The organism is Candidatus Pelagibacter sp. PS_10_02 (assembly GCF_059418005.1).
Window position 1 is genome coordinate 1,208,200 of the sequence record NZ_CM182076.1, and the last position, 15,039, is coordinate 1,223,238.

At 31.3% G+C, this 15,039-nt stretch carries 16 protein-coding genes; 7 read left to right on the forward strand and 9 right to left on the reverse strand.

All coding sequences use genetic code 11. From position 1 onward, the window contains the following. Positions 1 to 10 precede the first annotated feature (10 nt). Positions 11 to 259 carry a 30S ribosomal protein S15 gene (gene rpsO / locus AC5SL1_RS06615; RefSeq protein WP_494573163.1) on the forward strand — a complete coding sequence of 83 codons (249 nt, stop codon included), beginning with the start codon at positions 11 to 13 and terminating at the stop codon, positions 257 to 259. Between the two features lie 18 nt (positions 260 to 277). Further along, the gene (gene pnp, locus AC5SL1_RS06620) at positions 278 to 2,350 is read left to right on the forward strand and encodes a polyribonucleotide nucleotidyltransferase (RefSeq protein ID WP_494599605.1); all 2,073 of its coding nucleotides are present in this window, start codon (positions 278 to 280) and stop codon (positions 2,348 to 2,350) included. A 109-nt stretch (positions 2,351 to 2,459) separates the two neighbouring features. On the opposite strand, the gene AC5SL1_RS06625 is transcribed toward pnp, so the two are convergent. The 3 genes from AC5SL1_RS06625 to fabA are packed head-to-tail and all read right to left on the reverse strand — an operon-like array spanning position 2,460 to position 4,959. After that, entirely contained in the window at positions 2,460 to 3,245 is a 786-nt protein-coding gene (locus tag AC5SL1_RS06625; protein WP_494599607.1) for an enoyl-ACP reductase FabI, read from the reverse strand. Positions 3,246 to 3,247: 2 nt separating this feature from the next. Next, positions 3,248 to 4,459, reverse strand: coding sequence for a beta-ketoacyl-ACP synthase I (gene fabB, locus AC5SL1_RS06630; RefSeq protein ID WP_494599609.1), 1,212 nt, complete (start codon positions 4,457 to 4,459; stop codon positions 3,248 to 3,250). Continuing rightward, on the reverse strand, positions 4,459 to 4,959 hold the full coding sequence (fabA, locus tag AC5SL1_RS06635; protein ID WP_494599611.1) for a bifunctional 3-hydroxydecanoyl-ACP dehydratase/trans-2-decenoyl-ACP isomerase: 501 nt from the start codon (positions 4,957 to 4,959) through the stop codon (positions 4,459 to 4,461). Before fabA ends, fabB begins: the two co-directional genes overlap by 1 nt. Positions 4,960 to 5,033: 74 nt before the next feature. Here fabA and AC5SL1_RS06640 point away from each other — a divergent pair, with 74 nt between their 5' ends. The 3 genes from AC5SL1_RS06640 (at position 5,034) to AC5SL1_RS06650 (ending at position 8,349) form a co-directional block, all read left to right on the forward strand. Beyond that, positions 5,034 to 5,441 (forward strand): Fur family transcriptional regulator, encoded by a 408-nt coding sequence (locus tag AC5SL1_RS06640; RefSeq protein WP_494599613.1) that lies wholly within the window; start codon positions 5,034 to 5,036, stop codon positions 5,439 to 5,441. Between the two features lie 115 nt (positions 5,442 to 5,556). After that, entirely contained in the window at positions 5,557 to 7,743 is a 2,187-nt protein-coding gene (gene katG, locus AC5SL1_RS06645) for a catalase/peroxidase HPI (RefSeq protein ID WP_494599615.1), read from the forward strand. 9 nt (positions 7,744 to 7,752) lie between these two features. Then, positions 7,753 to 8,349 (forward strand): aspartyl/asparaginyl beta-hydroxylase domain-containing protein, encoded by a 597-nt coding sequence (locus tag AC5SL1_RS06650; protein ID WP_494599617.1) that lies wholly within the window; start codon positions 7,753 to 7,755, stop codon positions 8,347 to 8,349. Here the strand turns inward: AC5SL1_RS06650 and AC5SL1_RS06655 are convergent. Genes AC5SL1_RS06655 through AC5SL1_RS06680 form a run of 6 tightly spaced genes read right to left on the reverse strand, consistent with a single transcriptional unit; the run spans position 8,339 to position 13,466 of the window. Then, positions 8,339 to 8,788 (reverse strand): SH3 domain-containing protein, encoded by a 450-nt coding sequence (locus AC5SL1_RS06655; RefSeq protein WP_494599619.1) that lies wholly within the window; start codon positions 8,786 to 8,788, stop codon positions 8,339 to 8,341. The genes AC5SL1_RS06650 and AC5SL1_RS06655 overlap by 11 nt on opposite strands. Next, the gene (locus AC5SL1_RS06660; RefSeq protein WP_494599621.1) at positions 8,785 to 9,540 is read right to left on the reverse strand and encodes a HesA/MoeB/ThiF family protein; all 756 of its coding nucleotides are present in this window, start codon (positions 9,538 to 9,540) and stop codon (positions 8,785 to 8,787) included. Before AC5SL1_RS06660 ends, AC5SL1_RS06655 begins: the two co-directional genes overlap by 4 nt. After that, on the reverse strand, positions 9,537 to 9,974 hold the full coding sequence (gene dut, locus AC5SL1_RS06665) for a dUTP diphosphatase (protein ID WP_494573177.1): 438 nt from the start codon (positions 9,972 to 9,974) through the stop codon (positions 9,537 to 9,539). Before dut ends, AC5SL1_RS06660 begins: the two co-directional genes overlap by 4 nt. Before the next feature lie 6 nt (positions 9,975 to 9,980). Then, complete coding sequence (gene coaBC / locus AC5SL1_RS06670) at positions 9,981 to 11,186, reverse strand: bifunctional phosphopantothenoylcysteine decarboxylase/phosphopantothenate--cysteine ligase CoaBC (protein WP_494599623.1); 1,206 nt, start codon at positions 11,184 to 11,186, stop codon at positions 9,981 to 9,983. Between the two features lie 7 nt (positions 11,187 to 11,193). Next, complete coding sequence (gene ubiB, locus AC5SL1_RS06675; RefSeq protein ID WP_494599625.1) at positions 11,194 to 12,762, reverse strand: 2-polyprenylphenol 6-hydroxylase; 1,569 nt, start codon at positions 12,760 to 12,762, stop codon at positions 11,194 to 11,196. Beyond that, positions 12,762 to 13,466, reverse strand: coding sequence for a class I SAM-dependent methyltransferase (locus tag AC5SL1_RS06680; protein ID WP_494599627.1), 705 nt, complete (start codon positions 13,464 to 13,466; stop codon positions 12,762 to 12,764). The genes ubiB and AC5SL1_RS06680 overlap by 1 nt, the downstream gene beginning before the upstream one ends. Before the next feature lie 35 nt (positions 13,467 to 13,501). On the opposite strand from AC5SL1_RS06680, the gene mutM reads away from it, so the two are divergent. After that, positions 13,502 to 14,365, forward strand: coding sequence for a bifunctional DNA-formamidopyrimidine glycosylase/DNA-(apurinic or apyrimidinic site) lyase (gene mutM, locus AC5SL1_RS06685; protein WP_494579887.1), 864 nt, complete (start codon positions 13,502 to 13,504; stop codon positions 14,363 to 14,365). A 50-nt stretch (positions 14,366 to 14,415) separates the two neighbouring features. After that, positions 14,416 to 14,676: a 30S ribosomal protein S20 gene (gene rpsT / locus AC5SL1_RS06690; protein ID WP_271517227.1), complete on the forward strand. Its 261-nt coding sequence runs from the start codon at positions 14,416 to 14,418 to the stop codon at positions 14,674 to 14,676. Positions 14,677 to 15,039: the final 363 nt, after the last annotated feature.

A 15,039-nucleotide genomic window follows, 5' to 3' on the forward strand; every position in this document is an offset into this window, starting at 1 on the left:
AATAAATAGTATGACGAAAAAAGCAGTAGAATTAAAAATGCATGAGAAGGACACCGGTTCTTCAGAGGTACAAATTGCATTATTAACAGGGAAAATTGAAACTCTTTCAGCCCACATAAAACAATTTAAGAAGGATAAGCATTCTTCAGTTGGATTGTTAAGAGCAGTAAATAGAAGAAAAAAATTGTTAGAATACTTAAAGAAAAATAAATTTGATTCTTACAAAAATGTATTAACGAAGCTGAATTTAAGAAAATAAAAAAGAAACGGAAATTGAATGTTCAAAGTATATAAGAAGGAAATTGAAGTAGCAGGTAAGAAAATAAGTTTAGAAACAGGTAAAGTAGCAAGACAAGCAGACGGAGCAATCATTGCTTCATGTGGTGAAACAGTTATTTTAGCAACAGTAGTAGGAGCAAAAAAAGTAAATCCAGATATGGATTATTTTCCTCTATCTGTAAACTATCAAGAAAAATATTATGCTGGTGGTAAAATTCCAGGTGGATTTTTTAAGAGAGAAGCAAGACCAACTGAAAGCGAACAATTAATATCAAGATTAATTGATAGACCGATCAGGCCTTTATTCCCTAGTGAATTTAAAAATGAAGTTCAGTTGTTACCAACGGTAATTTCATATGATAAAGAAAACCAACCAGACATCCTTGCAATTACTGCTTCATCAGCAGCATTAGCTATTTCAGGAATGCCATTTATGGGACCTGTAGGAGCTTCAAGAGTTGGTTATGTTGATGGTAAGTACATTCTTAACCCATCAAAAGCTGAATTAGAAAACTCTACTTTAGATTTAGTAGTAGCTGGTACTAAAGATGCAGTACTTATGGTTGAGTCAGAAACATCAGGCTTATCAGAAGAAATAATGTTAGCTGCAGTCAAATTTGGTCATGAAGGCTTTGTTCCAGTAATCAAAATGATAGAGGAACTTGCAAAAGAATGCAGAAAACCAGAGTGGACTGTTGAGAAAAAAGATTTATCTGAAGTTAAACAAAAACTTGAGGAAACTTTTACAGCAGATTTAACTAAAGCTTTTGCTACTAGAGATAAGCAAGATAGATCAAATCAAATTTCAGAAATTTCTGAAAAAGCTAAGCAGCTTTTTGCAGACAATGAAAATTATTCTGATTTTAATGTTAACGATGAATTAAAAAATCTTGAAAAGAAAATTGTTAGAACTGATATTCTTAAGAACAAAAAAAGAATTGATGGTAGAGGTTTAGCTGATGTAAGAGCTATTGAGTGCGAAGTTGGTGTTTTACCAAGAACCCATGGTTCAGCATTATTTACTAGAGGTGAAACGCAAGCAATTGTAGTTACTACTTTAGGTACTTCTGATGATGAGCAAAGAATAGAAAGTCTAGATGGTCAATCTAGAGAAAGATTTATGCTTCATTATAACTTCCCTCCTTTTTCAGTTGGTGAAACTGGAAGAATTGGAACGGGAAGACGTGAAGTTGGTCACGGAAAATTAGCATGGAGAGCAATCAACTCTTCGCTTCCTCCAAAAGAAGCATTTCCTTACACTTTTAGAGTAGTGTCAGAGATAACTGAATCTAATGGTTCTTCTTCAATGGCAACTGTTTGTGGTACCTCTCTTGCATTAATGGATGCAGGTGTTCCAATTAAAGAACCAGTTGCAGGAATTGCAATGGGTTTAATTAAAGAGGGTGATGATTTTAGTGTTCTATCAGATATTTTAGGTGATGAAGATCATTTGGGAGATATGGACTTTAAAGTTGCTGGAACTAAAGATGGAATTACTTCACTTCAAATGGATATCAAAATTACTGGTATTACTTTTGAAATCATGGAGCAGGCTTTAAAGCAGGCGAAAGATGGAAGAATTCATATCTTAGGTGAAATGAATAAGGCTTTAAGTGAATCAAGAGCTGATGTTGGGCAACACACTCCAAAAATGGAACAAGTAACTGTTGATAAAAAAGATATCGCAGCTGTTATTGGAAAAGGTGGTGCAACGATCAGAGAGATCGTTGAAAAATCAGGTGCTAAAGTAGATGTGAATGACGAAGGAGTTGTAACTGTTGCTGCTCCAGATGAAGAGTCTAGAAACATTGCTATGCAAATGATTAAAGACATCACTGCAAAAGCTGAACTTAATAAAATTTACTCAGGTAAAGTAATGAAGATTATGGAGTTTGGGGCATTTGTTAACTTTTTAGGTAAACAAGATGGCCTTGTTCATATCTCGGAACTTGCTCCTAAAAGAGTAGAAAAAGTTACTGATGTTGTTAAAGAAGGCGACGAAGTAAAAGTTAAAGTGATTGGTTTCGATAGAGGTAAAGTTAAACTTTCTATGAAACAAGCAGCTGAATAATACTTTAAATTAAAATTCTAAACCCCTGAAATGAAAGTTCCGGGGGTTTTTTTATAGGGCACCTGGCAACAGAACGCCCCTAATATTTTTAACTAAATTTAACTATATTTTAAGTAATATTCTTAGGATCTGGCATTCCAACTTTATTATATCCGGCATCTACGTAGTGAATTTCACCCGTTACACCGTTTGCAAGGTCGCTTAATAGATATAATGCTGAATTTCCAACATCATGGATATCTACATTTCTTTTAAGGAAAGAATGGTCTTCATTCCACTTATATAGGAATTTTGCATCTCCTATAGCAGAGGCTGCTAACGTTTTAATCGGTCCTGCACTAATTGCATTTACTCTCATGCCTTTAGCACCTAAATCTCTTGCAAGATATTTAACACTTGCCTCTAACGCTGACTTACAAACACCCATTACATTATAATTTGGAATAGCTTTAGTAGATTCGTACGTTAGAGTTAACATACTGCCACCTTCTTTCATTATTTTTGAAGCTTCTTTTGCAACTTCAGTAAATGAAAAACATGAAATCAACATGCTTCTTAAAAAATTTTCTCTTGAAGTATTTAAATATTCACCTGATAGTTCTGATTTATCTGAGAATGCTACTGCGTGGACAACAAAATCAATTTGACCCCACTCTGATTTAATATTTTCAAATAATTTTATAACTTCTTCTTTGTTTTCAACATCGCAACTGAATGTTGTTTTTGAATTTAATTTTTCAGCTAAAGGAATTACTCTTTTCTTTAGTGCATCTCCAAGGTAAGTGAATGCAAGTTCAGCTCCAGCTTCAGCAAGCTTTTGTGAAATGCCCCAAGCAATTGATCTTTCATTGGCAACGCCCATGATTAATCCTTTTTTACCCTTCATCAAACTCATGATTATATTTTCTCAAAAATTAAAGCAGCATTGGTTCCACCAAAACCAAAACTATTAGACATAACAGTATTTAAAGTTGCTCCAGTTTCTGTTTTAGCAACTATTGGAAATTTTTTAGCATCTTCATCCATTTCACCAATATTTGCAGAACCAGCAATGAAATTATTTTTCATCATAATTAAACAATAGATTGCTTCATGAACAGATGCAGCACCCAATGGATGTCCTGATAAAGATTTGGTTGAACTAATTTTTGGAATTGTATTTCCAAAAACTCCTTTAACAGCATTTAATTCTGTAATATCACCAACTGGTGTTGATGTTCCGTGGGTATTTATATAATCAATTTTATTTTTAGCAGTTGCCATAGCCATTTGCATACATCTGATTGCTCCTTCTCCTGATGGGGCTACCATATCATATCCGTCTGATGTTGCTCCATAACCAGTTAATTCTGCGTATATTTTAGCTCCTCTTGCTTTAGCATGTTCGTATTCTTCAAGAACTAAAACTCCACCACCACCTGCAATTACGAAACCGTCTCTAGTTTTATCATAAGCTCTTGATGCAGTCTCAGGTGTATCGTTGTATTTTGAAGATAACGCTGTCATTGCATCAAACATTGCTGTCATTGCCCAGTGAACTTCTTCACTTCCACCTGCAAAAACAACATCTTGTTTGCCCATTTGGATTAATTCCATTGAATTTCCAATGCAGTGTCCGCTAGTAGCACATGCAGAGCTCATTGTGTAGTTGGTACCTTTAATTTTAAATGGCACTGCTAAAGTAGCTGAAGCTGTACTTGCCATTGTTCTTGGAACAATGAAAGGACCCATTAATTTTGGAGTTTTGGCTCTAGTTTTATCTGCTGCTAAAATTACATTTTCAATTGAAGGTCCTCCTGAACCCATAACAATACCAGTTTTAAAATTACTAACTTCACTTTCTTCTAATCCAGAGTCTTCAATCGCCTCTTTCATTGCAATATAATTATAGGCTGACCCTGAACCCATGAATCTAATTGTTTTTCTATCAATATGATCCTCAAGTTTTATATTTGGTTTACCATGAACATGGCTTTTAAGATTATGCTCTTTATATTCCTCAGCATATGAAATTCCTGATTTAGACTTTAATAGTGACTGATGAACCTCTTCTTGATTGTTTCCCAAACAAGATACAATTCCTAAACCTGTGATAACTACTCTTCTCATTATTTAAATAATCCTACTTTCAAGCTTTCTGCTGAATATATTTTTTTGTCATCTGCAAATACTAAGCCATTTGCAAGACCAACTGTTGTTCCACCTGGAGCCATAATTTTTTTCATATCAATTTCATATCTTACATTTTTAACATTTTTTAAAACTTCACCAGTGAATTTTACTGCACTCACTCCTAAAGCTCTCCCTTTACCTGGGTTGCCAAGCCACCCAAGATAAAAACCAACTAGTTGCCACATAGCATCTAAGCCAAGACAACCTGGCATAACAGGGTCTTCTTTAAAATGACACTCAAAGAACCAAAGATCATCTTTGATATCTAATTCAGCCTTTAAAGATCCTTTTTTAAAAGTACCACTATTATCACTGATTTCGGTTATTCTATCAAACATGAGCATTGGCGGAAGAGGTAATTTTGCATTACCGGGGCCAAAAAGCTCTCCATTTCCACAATTAATTAGTTCATTATATGTGTATGAATTTTTTTTCATAAAAAATAAACTCCTTAATACTTGATTTAAAGAGATTATAATATAGTAATAGTTTAGAACAATTATAAACAATAATGAACAATTTAAATATATATAAAGAAAAGTTAAGAGAATCTGGTTTAAGACCAACTAGACAAAGATTAAAAATATGTGAGGCTTTATTTTCACCAAAGGAAACTTTTCATTTTACAATTAATGACCTTAGTAAAATAATTGAAGAAAAATTAGATGAAAAAATTTCTCTAGCAACAGTTTACAATACAGTGCATGCTTTTAAAAAAAATGGTTATTTAAAAGAAATTGTTATAGCAACTGATAAAAGCTATTTTGACACTAACACAGGTACCCATTCCCATTTTTTTGATATTAAAAATAAAGAATTGATTGATATTAACCAGGTTGATTTAAAAGATATACCAAATCCACCAGCAGGAAAAAAAATTAAAAATATTGATGTCATAATTAATGTTGAAAGTGAATAAAGTACTTTATAATTATTCTAAACTACTTGACACAAAAATTAAAATAGTTATATAGACTTAATAAAGAATTTTTAACAAGCGTAATAAAACTTAAACTAACAACAAAAGAGGTCAAATGAGTTCAGAGATTAGTAAAACTAGCAAAAATGGTTCAGGTTGCCCCGTAATGCACGGTGGAATGACAAAATCAAGTCAGACACCAACAGCTGAATGGTGGCCAAAAAATTTAAATTTAGATATTTTACATCAGCATGACACTAAAACCAATCCAATGGATGAAAAGTTTGACTACAAAGAAGAAGTCAAAAAATTAGATTTTAAAGCAGTAAAAAAAGATCTATTAAAACTTATGACAGACAGTCAAGACTGGTGGCCAGCAGACCTTGGACACTATGGTGGACTATTTATCAGAATGGCTTGGCACTCAGCTGGAACTTACAGAATTGCAGATGGTAGAGGTGGAAGTGGAACAGGAAACCATAGATTTGCACCACTAAACTCTTGGCCAGATAACACCAACTTAGATAAGGCTAGAAGATTAATATGGCCTATTAAAAAAAAATATGGAAATAAAATTAGCTGGGCAGACTTGATGATTTTAGCTGGAAATATGGCATATGAGTCAATGGGTCTTAAAATGTATGGTTTCTCTTTTGGAAGAGAAGATATATGGCACCCAGAGAAAGATGTTTATTGGGGTTCTGAAAAAGAATGGTTAGAAAATAAAAGATACGACAATAACGATGACAGAACTTCACTTAAAAATCCTTTAGCAGCGGTTGTGATGGGGCTGATCTATGTTAACCCAGAAGGTGTGGGTGGAAAACCAGATCCATTAAAAACTGCTTATGATGTTAGAGAAACATTTGGCCGAATGGCAATGAATGATGAAGAAACTTGTGCTTTAACAGTAGGAGGTCACTCAGTTGGAAGAGCTCATGGTAATGGAGATGCTTCATTATTAGGTCCAGAACCTGAAGCTGCAGATGTACATGAACAAGGTTTTGGCTGGAATAGAAAAGGTGGCGGCGGTCTAGGTGTTAACCAGGTTACTAGTGGTATTGAAGGTGCTTGGACAACTCATCCAAACAAATGGGATCATAGTTATCTAAATCTTTTATTAAACTACGATTGGGAATTAAAGAAAAGTCCAGCTGGAGCAAACCAGTGGGAACCAATTAATATGAAAGATGAAGATAAGCCAGTAGACTTAGCTGATCCATCTGTAAAAAGAAATCCAATAATGACAGATGCTGATATGGCTATGAAAATGGATCCTATTTATAGAGAAATTGCAGAACGTTTTCATAAAGACCCTAAATATCTTGAAGAAACATTTGCAAAAGCTTGGTTTAAATTAACTCATAGAGATTTAGGTCCTAAAAAATATTATGTTGGTCCTGATGTTCCAAAAGAAGATTTAATTTGGCAAGATCCAGTCCCTGCAGGAAAAGATTTTGATGTTGAAAAAGCAAAAAAATTAATCGAAGCTACTGGTTTAAGTAGTTCTGAAATGATTGCTACAGCATGGGACAGTGCAAGAACTTATAGAAGAACCGATCACAGGGGTGGAGCGAATGGAGCTAGATTAAGATTGGCACCACAAAAGGATTGGGCATGCAATGAGCCAAAAAGATTAAATAATGTTCTTGGTAAACTTGAGAAAGTTGCACAAGAAACAGGTGCAAGTGTTGCCGATATTATAATCTTGGCTGGAAATGTTGGATTAGAACAATCTATAAAAAAAGCAGGACTAAATGTCAAAGTTCCATTTGTTGCGGGCAGAGGCGATGCAACTCAAGAGCAAACGGATGTTGATTCTTTTAAAGTTTTAGAACCAGTTCATGATGCTTTTAGAAATTGGGCTAAAGAAGAATATTTAGTTACAACTGAAGAGATGATGCTTGATAGAAGTTCTTTAATGGGTCTATCAGCTAAAGAAATGACAGTTCTAGTTGGTGGAATGAGAGTTTTAGATACCAACCATGGTGGAACTAAACACGGTGTGTTTACTGATAATCCAGGAGCTCTTACCAATGATTTCTTCGTAAACTTAACTGATATGAAGTTTAAGTGGAAACCTGCAAGCAAAGACCTTTATGAAATAATAGATCGTGCAACTGATGTGACTAAGTTTACAGCTACAAGAGTAGATTTAGTTTTTGGTTCTAACTCTATATTAAGATCTTACGCAGAAGTTTATGCGCAAGATGATAATAAAGAAAAGTTTGTTAGAGACTTTGTTAATGCATGGACTAAAGTAATGAATGCTGACAGACAAGAACTAAAGAAAGCTCATTAGTCATCATTAATGAATAGCGTTCAATTTAAAGACTTTTATACGGTACCAGATCTTAACTTTGATATATCAAGGTTAAGATCTGATTTAGAGCTAGTCTTAAAAAAAAGAAATTTTAATTCTTTAGGAGTTGCTCATTTTGGCGCCATTCCAATAAATCAAATTCCTAATGATAGTAGTTCTATTGATGGACATAATTTAAGAGGCAAATATTGGACGATTGCTGACGAAACAGGAAAAGAAGTTTCTCGAGATATTGAAATAGATGAATCGAAATACACACAACTAGTTCCTGAATTTGAAAATACATATTTTAAAGAAGTCTACGACACCTTAAGCAAAAGATTTAAACTGGGTAGAGTGAGATTGCTATTAAAAGAGCCAAGATCAACATTAAGCTGGCATAAAGATCCTGAGCCAAGACTTCATGTACCGATTATCACAAACTTAGGATGTTCAATGGTTATAGAAAATGTAGCTAAACATCTGCCTGCAGATGGAAATGTTACTATTACAAATAATACAAAATATCATAATTTTTTTAATGGGGGCGAACAAGCTAGAATTCACATAGTTGCTTGTTTATTAGAGGATCCGTTTAATAAATAGATCCCCATACATTCTGATTATTAACCCATCCTGAATAATCCCCAGTTTTTATATTACACCAAGTATTTTCACATTTTTTGATAATAAGTAATCTTCCTTTTTCTAAACGAGCGATAGGTTTAGAAAAATATGATGCTTTTTTAAATAAAATTTTGTCTTCCAAGATAATGATTGAATTAGATTTTTTAATTTGAGAAACATGAATCCAGCCACTGTTATTTTTTAGATCAACTATTCTTCTAAAGTTTTCTTTTTGATCAATCTGTTTTACAGGTAGATTTATTTTCTCATAAATATATTTAATCTCAGACTCGAAGCTTGGTCCATATCTGACATTTACTTTATTCTTCTTTAAAGAGAGGAATTTTTCTTCAGCATTTAAAGATTGAATATTTGTAATTAATAAACATAAAAATAAAATAATTATTTTTTTTTTCATTTACAAAAACAAAATTTTCTTTTTTTTAATTTAACTTTTCTAAAGTTTAGATTAAGTAAGTCCATGATTAAAATATGACCATCAAGGTTTTGCCCAATATTTAAAACTTTTTTTAAAACTTCGTTAGCTTGGATAGTTCCAACTATACCAGCAACAGTACCAAGTACACCTTCTGCCTCACAGTTTAATAAGTCATCTGAAATTTGGTCTTCTTGAAAAAAACATCTTAAACAAGGAATTTTTTTATTTTTAAAATCAAAAGTAAATACATGTCCATCAAATTTGCTAATTGCACCAGTGATAAGAGTTTTTTTAAATCTTAAGCAAAAATCATTTAATAAAAATTTTGTTGAAAAATTATCAGAACCATCAACAATATAATTGTAATCTTTAATAATTTTTATGAAATTTTTTTTATTTAATCTCATTTTATAAGTTTTTATTTTTGTATTTGGATTTATTTTCTTTATTTTATCTTTTGCTATTTGAACTTTAAATTTACCAATATCATTTGTGTTATAAAGGCTTTGTCTGTGTAAATTAGAGAGAGAAATTTTATCATGATCTATAATTCCAATTGTCCCAACACCAGTTCTAGATAAAAATTCAGCAACAGGACATCCAAGCCCTCCAGCTCCAACGATTAATACCTTTGCGTTTAAAATTTTTTTTTGTCCTAGAACACCAATATCTTTAAGAACAATTTGTCTAGAATATCGTTCAATAGAATGTTTATTTAATGGGTTGCTCATTTTCCTGTTGAGCCAAACCCACCTTCGCCACGAATTGAATCGGGTAAATTATCTGCTTCTTCTAATTCCATTTTAACAACAGGTGTTAAGATCATTTGTGCAATCCTATCTTTATTATTAATCAAAAAATCTTCTTTACCGTGATTAAAAAGAATAACCTTAATTTCCCCTCTATAATCGCTATCGATAGTTCCAGGTGTGTTTAAAACAGTTATGTGGTTCTTTGCGGCGAGACCTGAACGTGGACGTATCTGCACCTCATAATCCTTTGAAAATGCCATAGAAAGTCCTGTTGGGACCAAATAAGAGGTATTAGGAGGAATTTTAATTGGCTCCTTTATAAATGCCATGAGGTCCATACCCGATGCACCTGAGGTTTTATATGATGGTAATTCTACTTCAGGATTTAGTTTTTTAATTAATACTTTTGCCACTGAGTTTTAATTTAATTGCTGAATAACTCTATCGACTATTTCTTCAGAAATAGCAGACTTTTGTTTTAAGCTAAGTTTTTCGTCTTTGATTTCATCATCTTTGTAAAAAATCAAAACTTCATTAAAATCAGAATCAAATCCAATAGATTTATTCGACACATCATTTGCAACTACCCAATCACAATTTTTTTCAACTAATTTTTTTTTTGCATTTGTTTCAATTTCATTTGTTTCTGCTGCAAAACCAATAACTAGTTTTGGTCTTAAGGAATTGTGTTTTGAAACATAGTTTAGAATATCAATGTTTTTTTCAAGTTCTAAATTTAAATTTTCATTCTTTTTTATTTTTTCACTTTTTATTTCCTTCACTTTAAAATCAGCAACTGCTGCTGAAAAGATAGCAACATCAGCAGGTAAATTTTTTTTTGTAGCTTGCAACATTTCTTGTGCTGTTTCTACTTTTATCAAATTTATATTTTCTCCAATAGGAAGGTTGGTTGGTCCAGAAATAAGTGTTGTCTGAAAACCTTTTTTTGCAAATGCATTAGCTAAAGCATAGCCCTGTTTGCCCGAAGATTTATTAGTAATAAATCTAACAGGATCGATATATTCATTTGTTGGTCCAGCAGTTATCAAGGCCTTAAATTTATTATTATTTGTTAAGGAGTTAAAATAAATATTAATTTCTTCAATAATACTTTTTGGTTCAGTCATTTTACCTTCTCCAAACTCACCACAAGCCATATCACCAATTTCAGGACCAATTACTCTATAACCAAATGACCTTAATTTATTTAAATTTTCTCTAGTAGATGGATGTTCCCACATTCTAACATTCATAGCAGGAACTAGAAAAACATCTTTATCAGATGCTAGAATTACAGTTGAAGCTAGATCATCTGAAGATCCTACACTTAATTTTGATATAGTATTTGCTGTTGCTGGAGCCACAAGAATTAAATCAGCCCATCTAGACAATGATATATGGTCCATTTCAGCTTCATTTTCAGCATTAAATAGGTCGTCATAAACCTTTTCTTGAGTAAGTGAGGCTACTGATAAAGGAGTAACAAACTCTTTAGCACTTTTGGTAAGGATTGTTTTAATTTCTGAGCCTTGTTTTTTAAACAATCTAATCAGCTCCAAACTTTTATAGGCTGATATACCCCCACATATTATTAATAGTATTTTTTTACCTGTTAAATTTTTCATTGAAGAATTAAAATACTACTAGACCAAAAATTACAAGCAGTAATAAACCAATAATAGATTGATTTCTAAACGCTATCATTTCTGATTTTTTTTCATTTAAAGCTGTAAAGGAGTTAGAATTTTGAGGTATTTGACCACTTGCTAAAAATGTTAAAGCTTGATTTGCTTTATCCATTATTTCTGGAAAATCAGGCAATCTTTTAATTACTTCAGTGGTGCTTTTTAAACCTTCATTCAATGTATTTATTGGATCTTTTGTTTCTCTTAACCAACTTTCTAAAACTGGTTTTGATGTATCCCATATATTAGTATCTGGATTAAGTTTTCTTGCAACACCCTCAACAACCACCATTGTTTTCTGCAGCATTAGTAATTGAGGTTGTGTTTGCATATTAAATTTTTCAGTAACATCAAAAAGTTGTTTTAATAATTTCCCCCCTGAAATATCTTTGACAGATTGACCAAAAATGGGTTCACCAATTGATCTCAAAGCTTGAGCCAAATCATTAACTGGTACATCTTTTGGAACGAGGCCGGCAACTAAATGCACTTCAGCTACTTTTTTATAATCTCGCTGAATAAAACCAAAGAGAATTTCTGCCAAAAATCTTTTACTTAGATTGTCTAATCTTCCCATAATACCAAAATCAATAGGAACAATTTGACCATTATTATCAATGAATATATTGCCTTGATGCATATCTGCATGGAAGAAACCATCTCTAACAGCATGTCTTAAAAAATGCTGAATTATATCTGATGCGATTTGCTTGGTATCAATATTTCTTTTTTGTAAGTCTTCCGTTTCACGAATTGAAACACCATCGACCCAATCAAGTGTCATCACATTTTCACTTGTGAAGTTCCAATAAATTATTGGTACTCTAAAACCTGCATCATTCTTTGTATTTTCAGCATATTCATTTGCTGCCGCCGCTTCAAACCTCAAATCCATTTCTAGATTTGTTATCTCTTTAAGTAAAAATACAACTTCCATCAACTTAAGTCTTTTTGTTTTTTTGATGAAGGACTCAATAAGGAAAGCAAAAAGCATTAATGCATCTATTTCTTCATTAAAAGTTTTTTTAATATCTGGTCTTAAAATTTTGATAGCTACATCTTTTATAGTTCCATTGTCATCAATTTTAGCTTTATGTACTTGTGCAATTGATGCAGCAGCAACAGGTTCACTCAAGTCGATTATTGAGTTAAATGTTTCATCTCCCAAGTCTTTTTTAATTATTGCTTTTGCTTCTGTTAAAGAAAATGGAGGCAATCTATCTTGCAAACCTTCTAATTGCTTGGCTAGCTCTTCGCCAATAATATCAGGTCTAGTAACTAAAAATTGCCCAAGTTTAATAAAAGTAGTTCCCATTGATTGAAGAGATTTAGATAATTTTTCTCCTTCATTTTCATTTGAGTTATTTTTTCCAGAACTAGAAAAAGAGAAAGACAATATTTGAAATAAAATTGTAATTGCTAATGGTGGTTTTTTGAATTTTGAAACTATATTCAAAACATCTGATTTAGCTAATTTTCTTCCCAATTTGTAAAGAGTAAATAATTTTTTAATCATTATACCTTCCAACCAGAATGAATTGCAACAATGCCACCTGATAAATTTCTGTAACTACAATTTATGAAATTATTTCTTTTCATCAGATCAATTAGCTCTTCTTGATTAATAAATTCTTCAATACTTTTAACCAGGTATTCATAAGGTTCTTTTTTACCAATAACAGCCTTACCGACTAAAGGAATTAGTTTTGAATAATTCTTATAAATAAAATCTAAATTAGAATTTTGAATTTTTGAAAATTCTAGACATAAGAAGCGCCCACCAGGTTTTAATACTCGATGTGCTTCTGCAAGTGTTTTATGTAGATTTTTTGTATTTCTAAGTCCAAAACTGATTGTATAATAATCACAGGAGCTATCTTTAATTGGAAGCTTTTCTGCGGGAGCAATCAACCAATCAATATTTTTATAAGTTTTTAATTTTGCCTTACCTTTGCTTATCATTCCAGAATTGGGATCCACACAATAAATTTTACAATTTTCATCAGTTAGATCTAAAAAAAGTTTACCTAAGTCTCCAGTCCCACAAGCAACATCAACTAGAATTTTATCTTTTGATGGGTTCATCCAGCTCATCAAATTTCTTTTCCATATGCGATGAATGCCCAATGACATAAAATCATTCATTAAATCATATTTGTCATAAACATTGTCAAATACATTTTGAACCAATCCCTTTTTATTTTGGAGATATTGTTGCATATAAAATTTATTATTTACTGCTAATATAGTATCAAATGCCAGAATTACCAGAAGTAGAAATAGTCAAACAATCATTATCAAAAAAAATAGAACAAAAAAGAATAAAAAAAGTAATAATTAAAAACAGAAATTTAAGGTTTAAAATTCCATTAAAATTTGAAAAATTATTAGAACAAAAAAAGATTAAAAAGGTTACTAGGTTTTCAAAATATCTAATTCTTAATTTTAATGATAATTCTTTTTGTTTAATTCACTTAGGTATGTCAGGAACCATTCATCTAATTAATAAACATATTATAAATAAATTTACCAATACTAGTTTCTATAATTCACCAGAATTGCCAAAGAAACACAATCATGTTGAAATCCAGTTTAATGATATGAGTGTTATTTATAATGATCCAAGAAGATTTGGATTTTTCAGGTTTATTGATAATCCCAAAGAATTAAAAAAAAGATTTAATCATTTAGGTCCAGAACCTTTTTTTTTAAGTTTTAATTTAAAATACCTTCTAAATTTTTTTATAAATAAAAAAAAAGATATAAAAAGTTTTCTATTGGATCAAAAATTTGTCTCTGGCATAGGTAACATTTATGCAAGCGAAATTTTATTTTTATGTAAAATAAATCCCAAGACATATGCGATGAAATTATCGAAAAATGATTGTAAAAAAATCATTTATTATTCAAAAAGTGTACTTAAAAAAGCTATTGAAAAAGGTGGATCAAGTATTCGAGATTTTAAAAATACAGAAGGAAAAAATGGCAGTTTTCAAAAAGAGTTTAAAGTATATCAAAGAGAGAACCAGGGCTGCTCAAGAAAAAATTGTCATGGTAAAATTAAGAAAATATTTATATCGAATAGATCAACTTTCTTCTGCAATATTTGCCAAAAATAAGCAATTATTCTATTGACCAGTATAAATTCTCAAGCTATACCACTGCGCTTATGGCAAACACAAAATCAGCAATTAAAACAATTAGAAGAATTGCTAAACAAACATTGGTGAATAAGGCTCGTAAAAGCAAATACAGAAATGCTATAAAAAAAATGAGTCTACTTCTAGTAGAAAAGAAAAAAGATGAAGCTCTAAAATTCTTGCCAAAGTTGAACTCTGAATTAATGAAAGTTGCAAAAACTGGAATTATAAAGAAAGCAAATGCCTCAAGAAACATTTCAAGAATAACTAAGAAAATTTCAGCTTTATAGTCAATTATATACAGCGATTTTAAATTTCAACTAATAATACTTACATCATATAATAAATCTTATTTTTAAATTAACCATATATAGATTTAGTAAAATAATACGAAACATAATTTATAAATCACACACTCATAGATTTTAAATTTGTAAAACTTAATCGTTCAATCAAACAGCACTGTGGCAAAATAATTTCTAAAATTGAAAACAGGCCACTTCTTAGTTGTAATTACATCAGCATTAGAAAGAATATTCCCGCTAGAAATGAATCACCTGTAGATTTTATTTATTTTTATTTTTACTAAATTATTTATTGCAAATATAAATTTTATTTATTTTTGCTTTTACAAAATTATTTATTGCAAAAAA

Bases quoted from the DNA above. Each gene is read 5' to 3' on its own strand.
- rpsO (WP_494573163.1), top strand. From the start codon at position 11: ATGACGAAAAAAGCAGTAGAATTAAAAATGCATGAGAAGGACACCGGT.
- pnp (WP_494599605.1), top strand. From the start codon at position 278: ATGTTCAAAGTATATAAGAAGGAAATTGAAGTAGCAGGTAAGAAAATA.
- AC5SL1_RS06625 (WP_494599607.1), bottom strand. From the start codon at position 3,245: ATGAGTTTGATGAAGGGTAAAAAAGGATTAATCATGGGCGTTGCCAAT.
- fabB (WP_494599609.1), bottom strand. From the start codon at position 4,459: ATGAGAAGAGTAGTTATCACAGGTTTAGGAATTGTATCTTGTTTGGGA.
- fabA (WP_494599611.1), bottom strand. From the start codon at position 4,959: ATGAAAAAAAATTCATACACATATAATGAACTAATTAATTGTGGAAAT.
- AC5SL1_RS06640 (WP_494599613.1), top strand. From the start codon at position 5,034: ATGAACAATTTAAATATATATAAAGAAAAGTTAAGAGAATCTGGTTTA.
- katG (WP_494599615.1), top strand. From the start codon at position 5,557: ATGAGTTCAGAGATTAGTAAAACTAGCAAAAATGGTTCAGGTTGCCCC.
- AC5SL1_RS06650 (WP_494599617.1), top strand. From the start codon at position 7,753: ATGAATAGCGTTCAATTTAAAGACTTTTATACGGTACCAGATCTTAAC.
- AC5SL1_RS06655 (WP_494599619.1), bottom strand. From the start codon at position 8,788: ATGAAAAAAAAAATAATTATTTTATTTTTATGTTTATTAATTACAAAT.
- AC5SL1_RS06660 (WP_494599621.1), bottom strand. From the start codon at position 9,540: ATGAGCAACCCATTAAATAAACATTCTATTGAACGATATTCTAGACAA.
- coaBC (WP_494599623.1), bottom strand. From the start codon at position 11,186: ATGAAAAATTTAACAGGTAAAAAAATACTATTAATAATATGTGGGGGT.
- ubiB (WP_494599625.1), bottom strand. From the start codon at position 12,762: ATGATTAAAAAATTATTTACTCTTTACAAATTGGGAAGAAAATTAGCT.
- AC5SL1_RS06680 (WP_494599627.1), bottom strand. From the start codon at position 13,466: ATGCAACAATATCTCCAAAATAAAAAGGGATTGGTTCAAAATGTATTT.
- mutM (WP_494579887.1), top strand. From the start codon at position 13,502: ATGCCAGAATTACCAGAAGTAGAAATAGTCAAACAATCATTATCAAAA.
- rpsT (WP_271517227.1), top strand. From the start codon at position 14,416: ATGGCAAACACAAAATCAGCAATTAAAACAATTAGAAGAATTGCTAAA.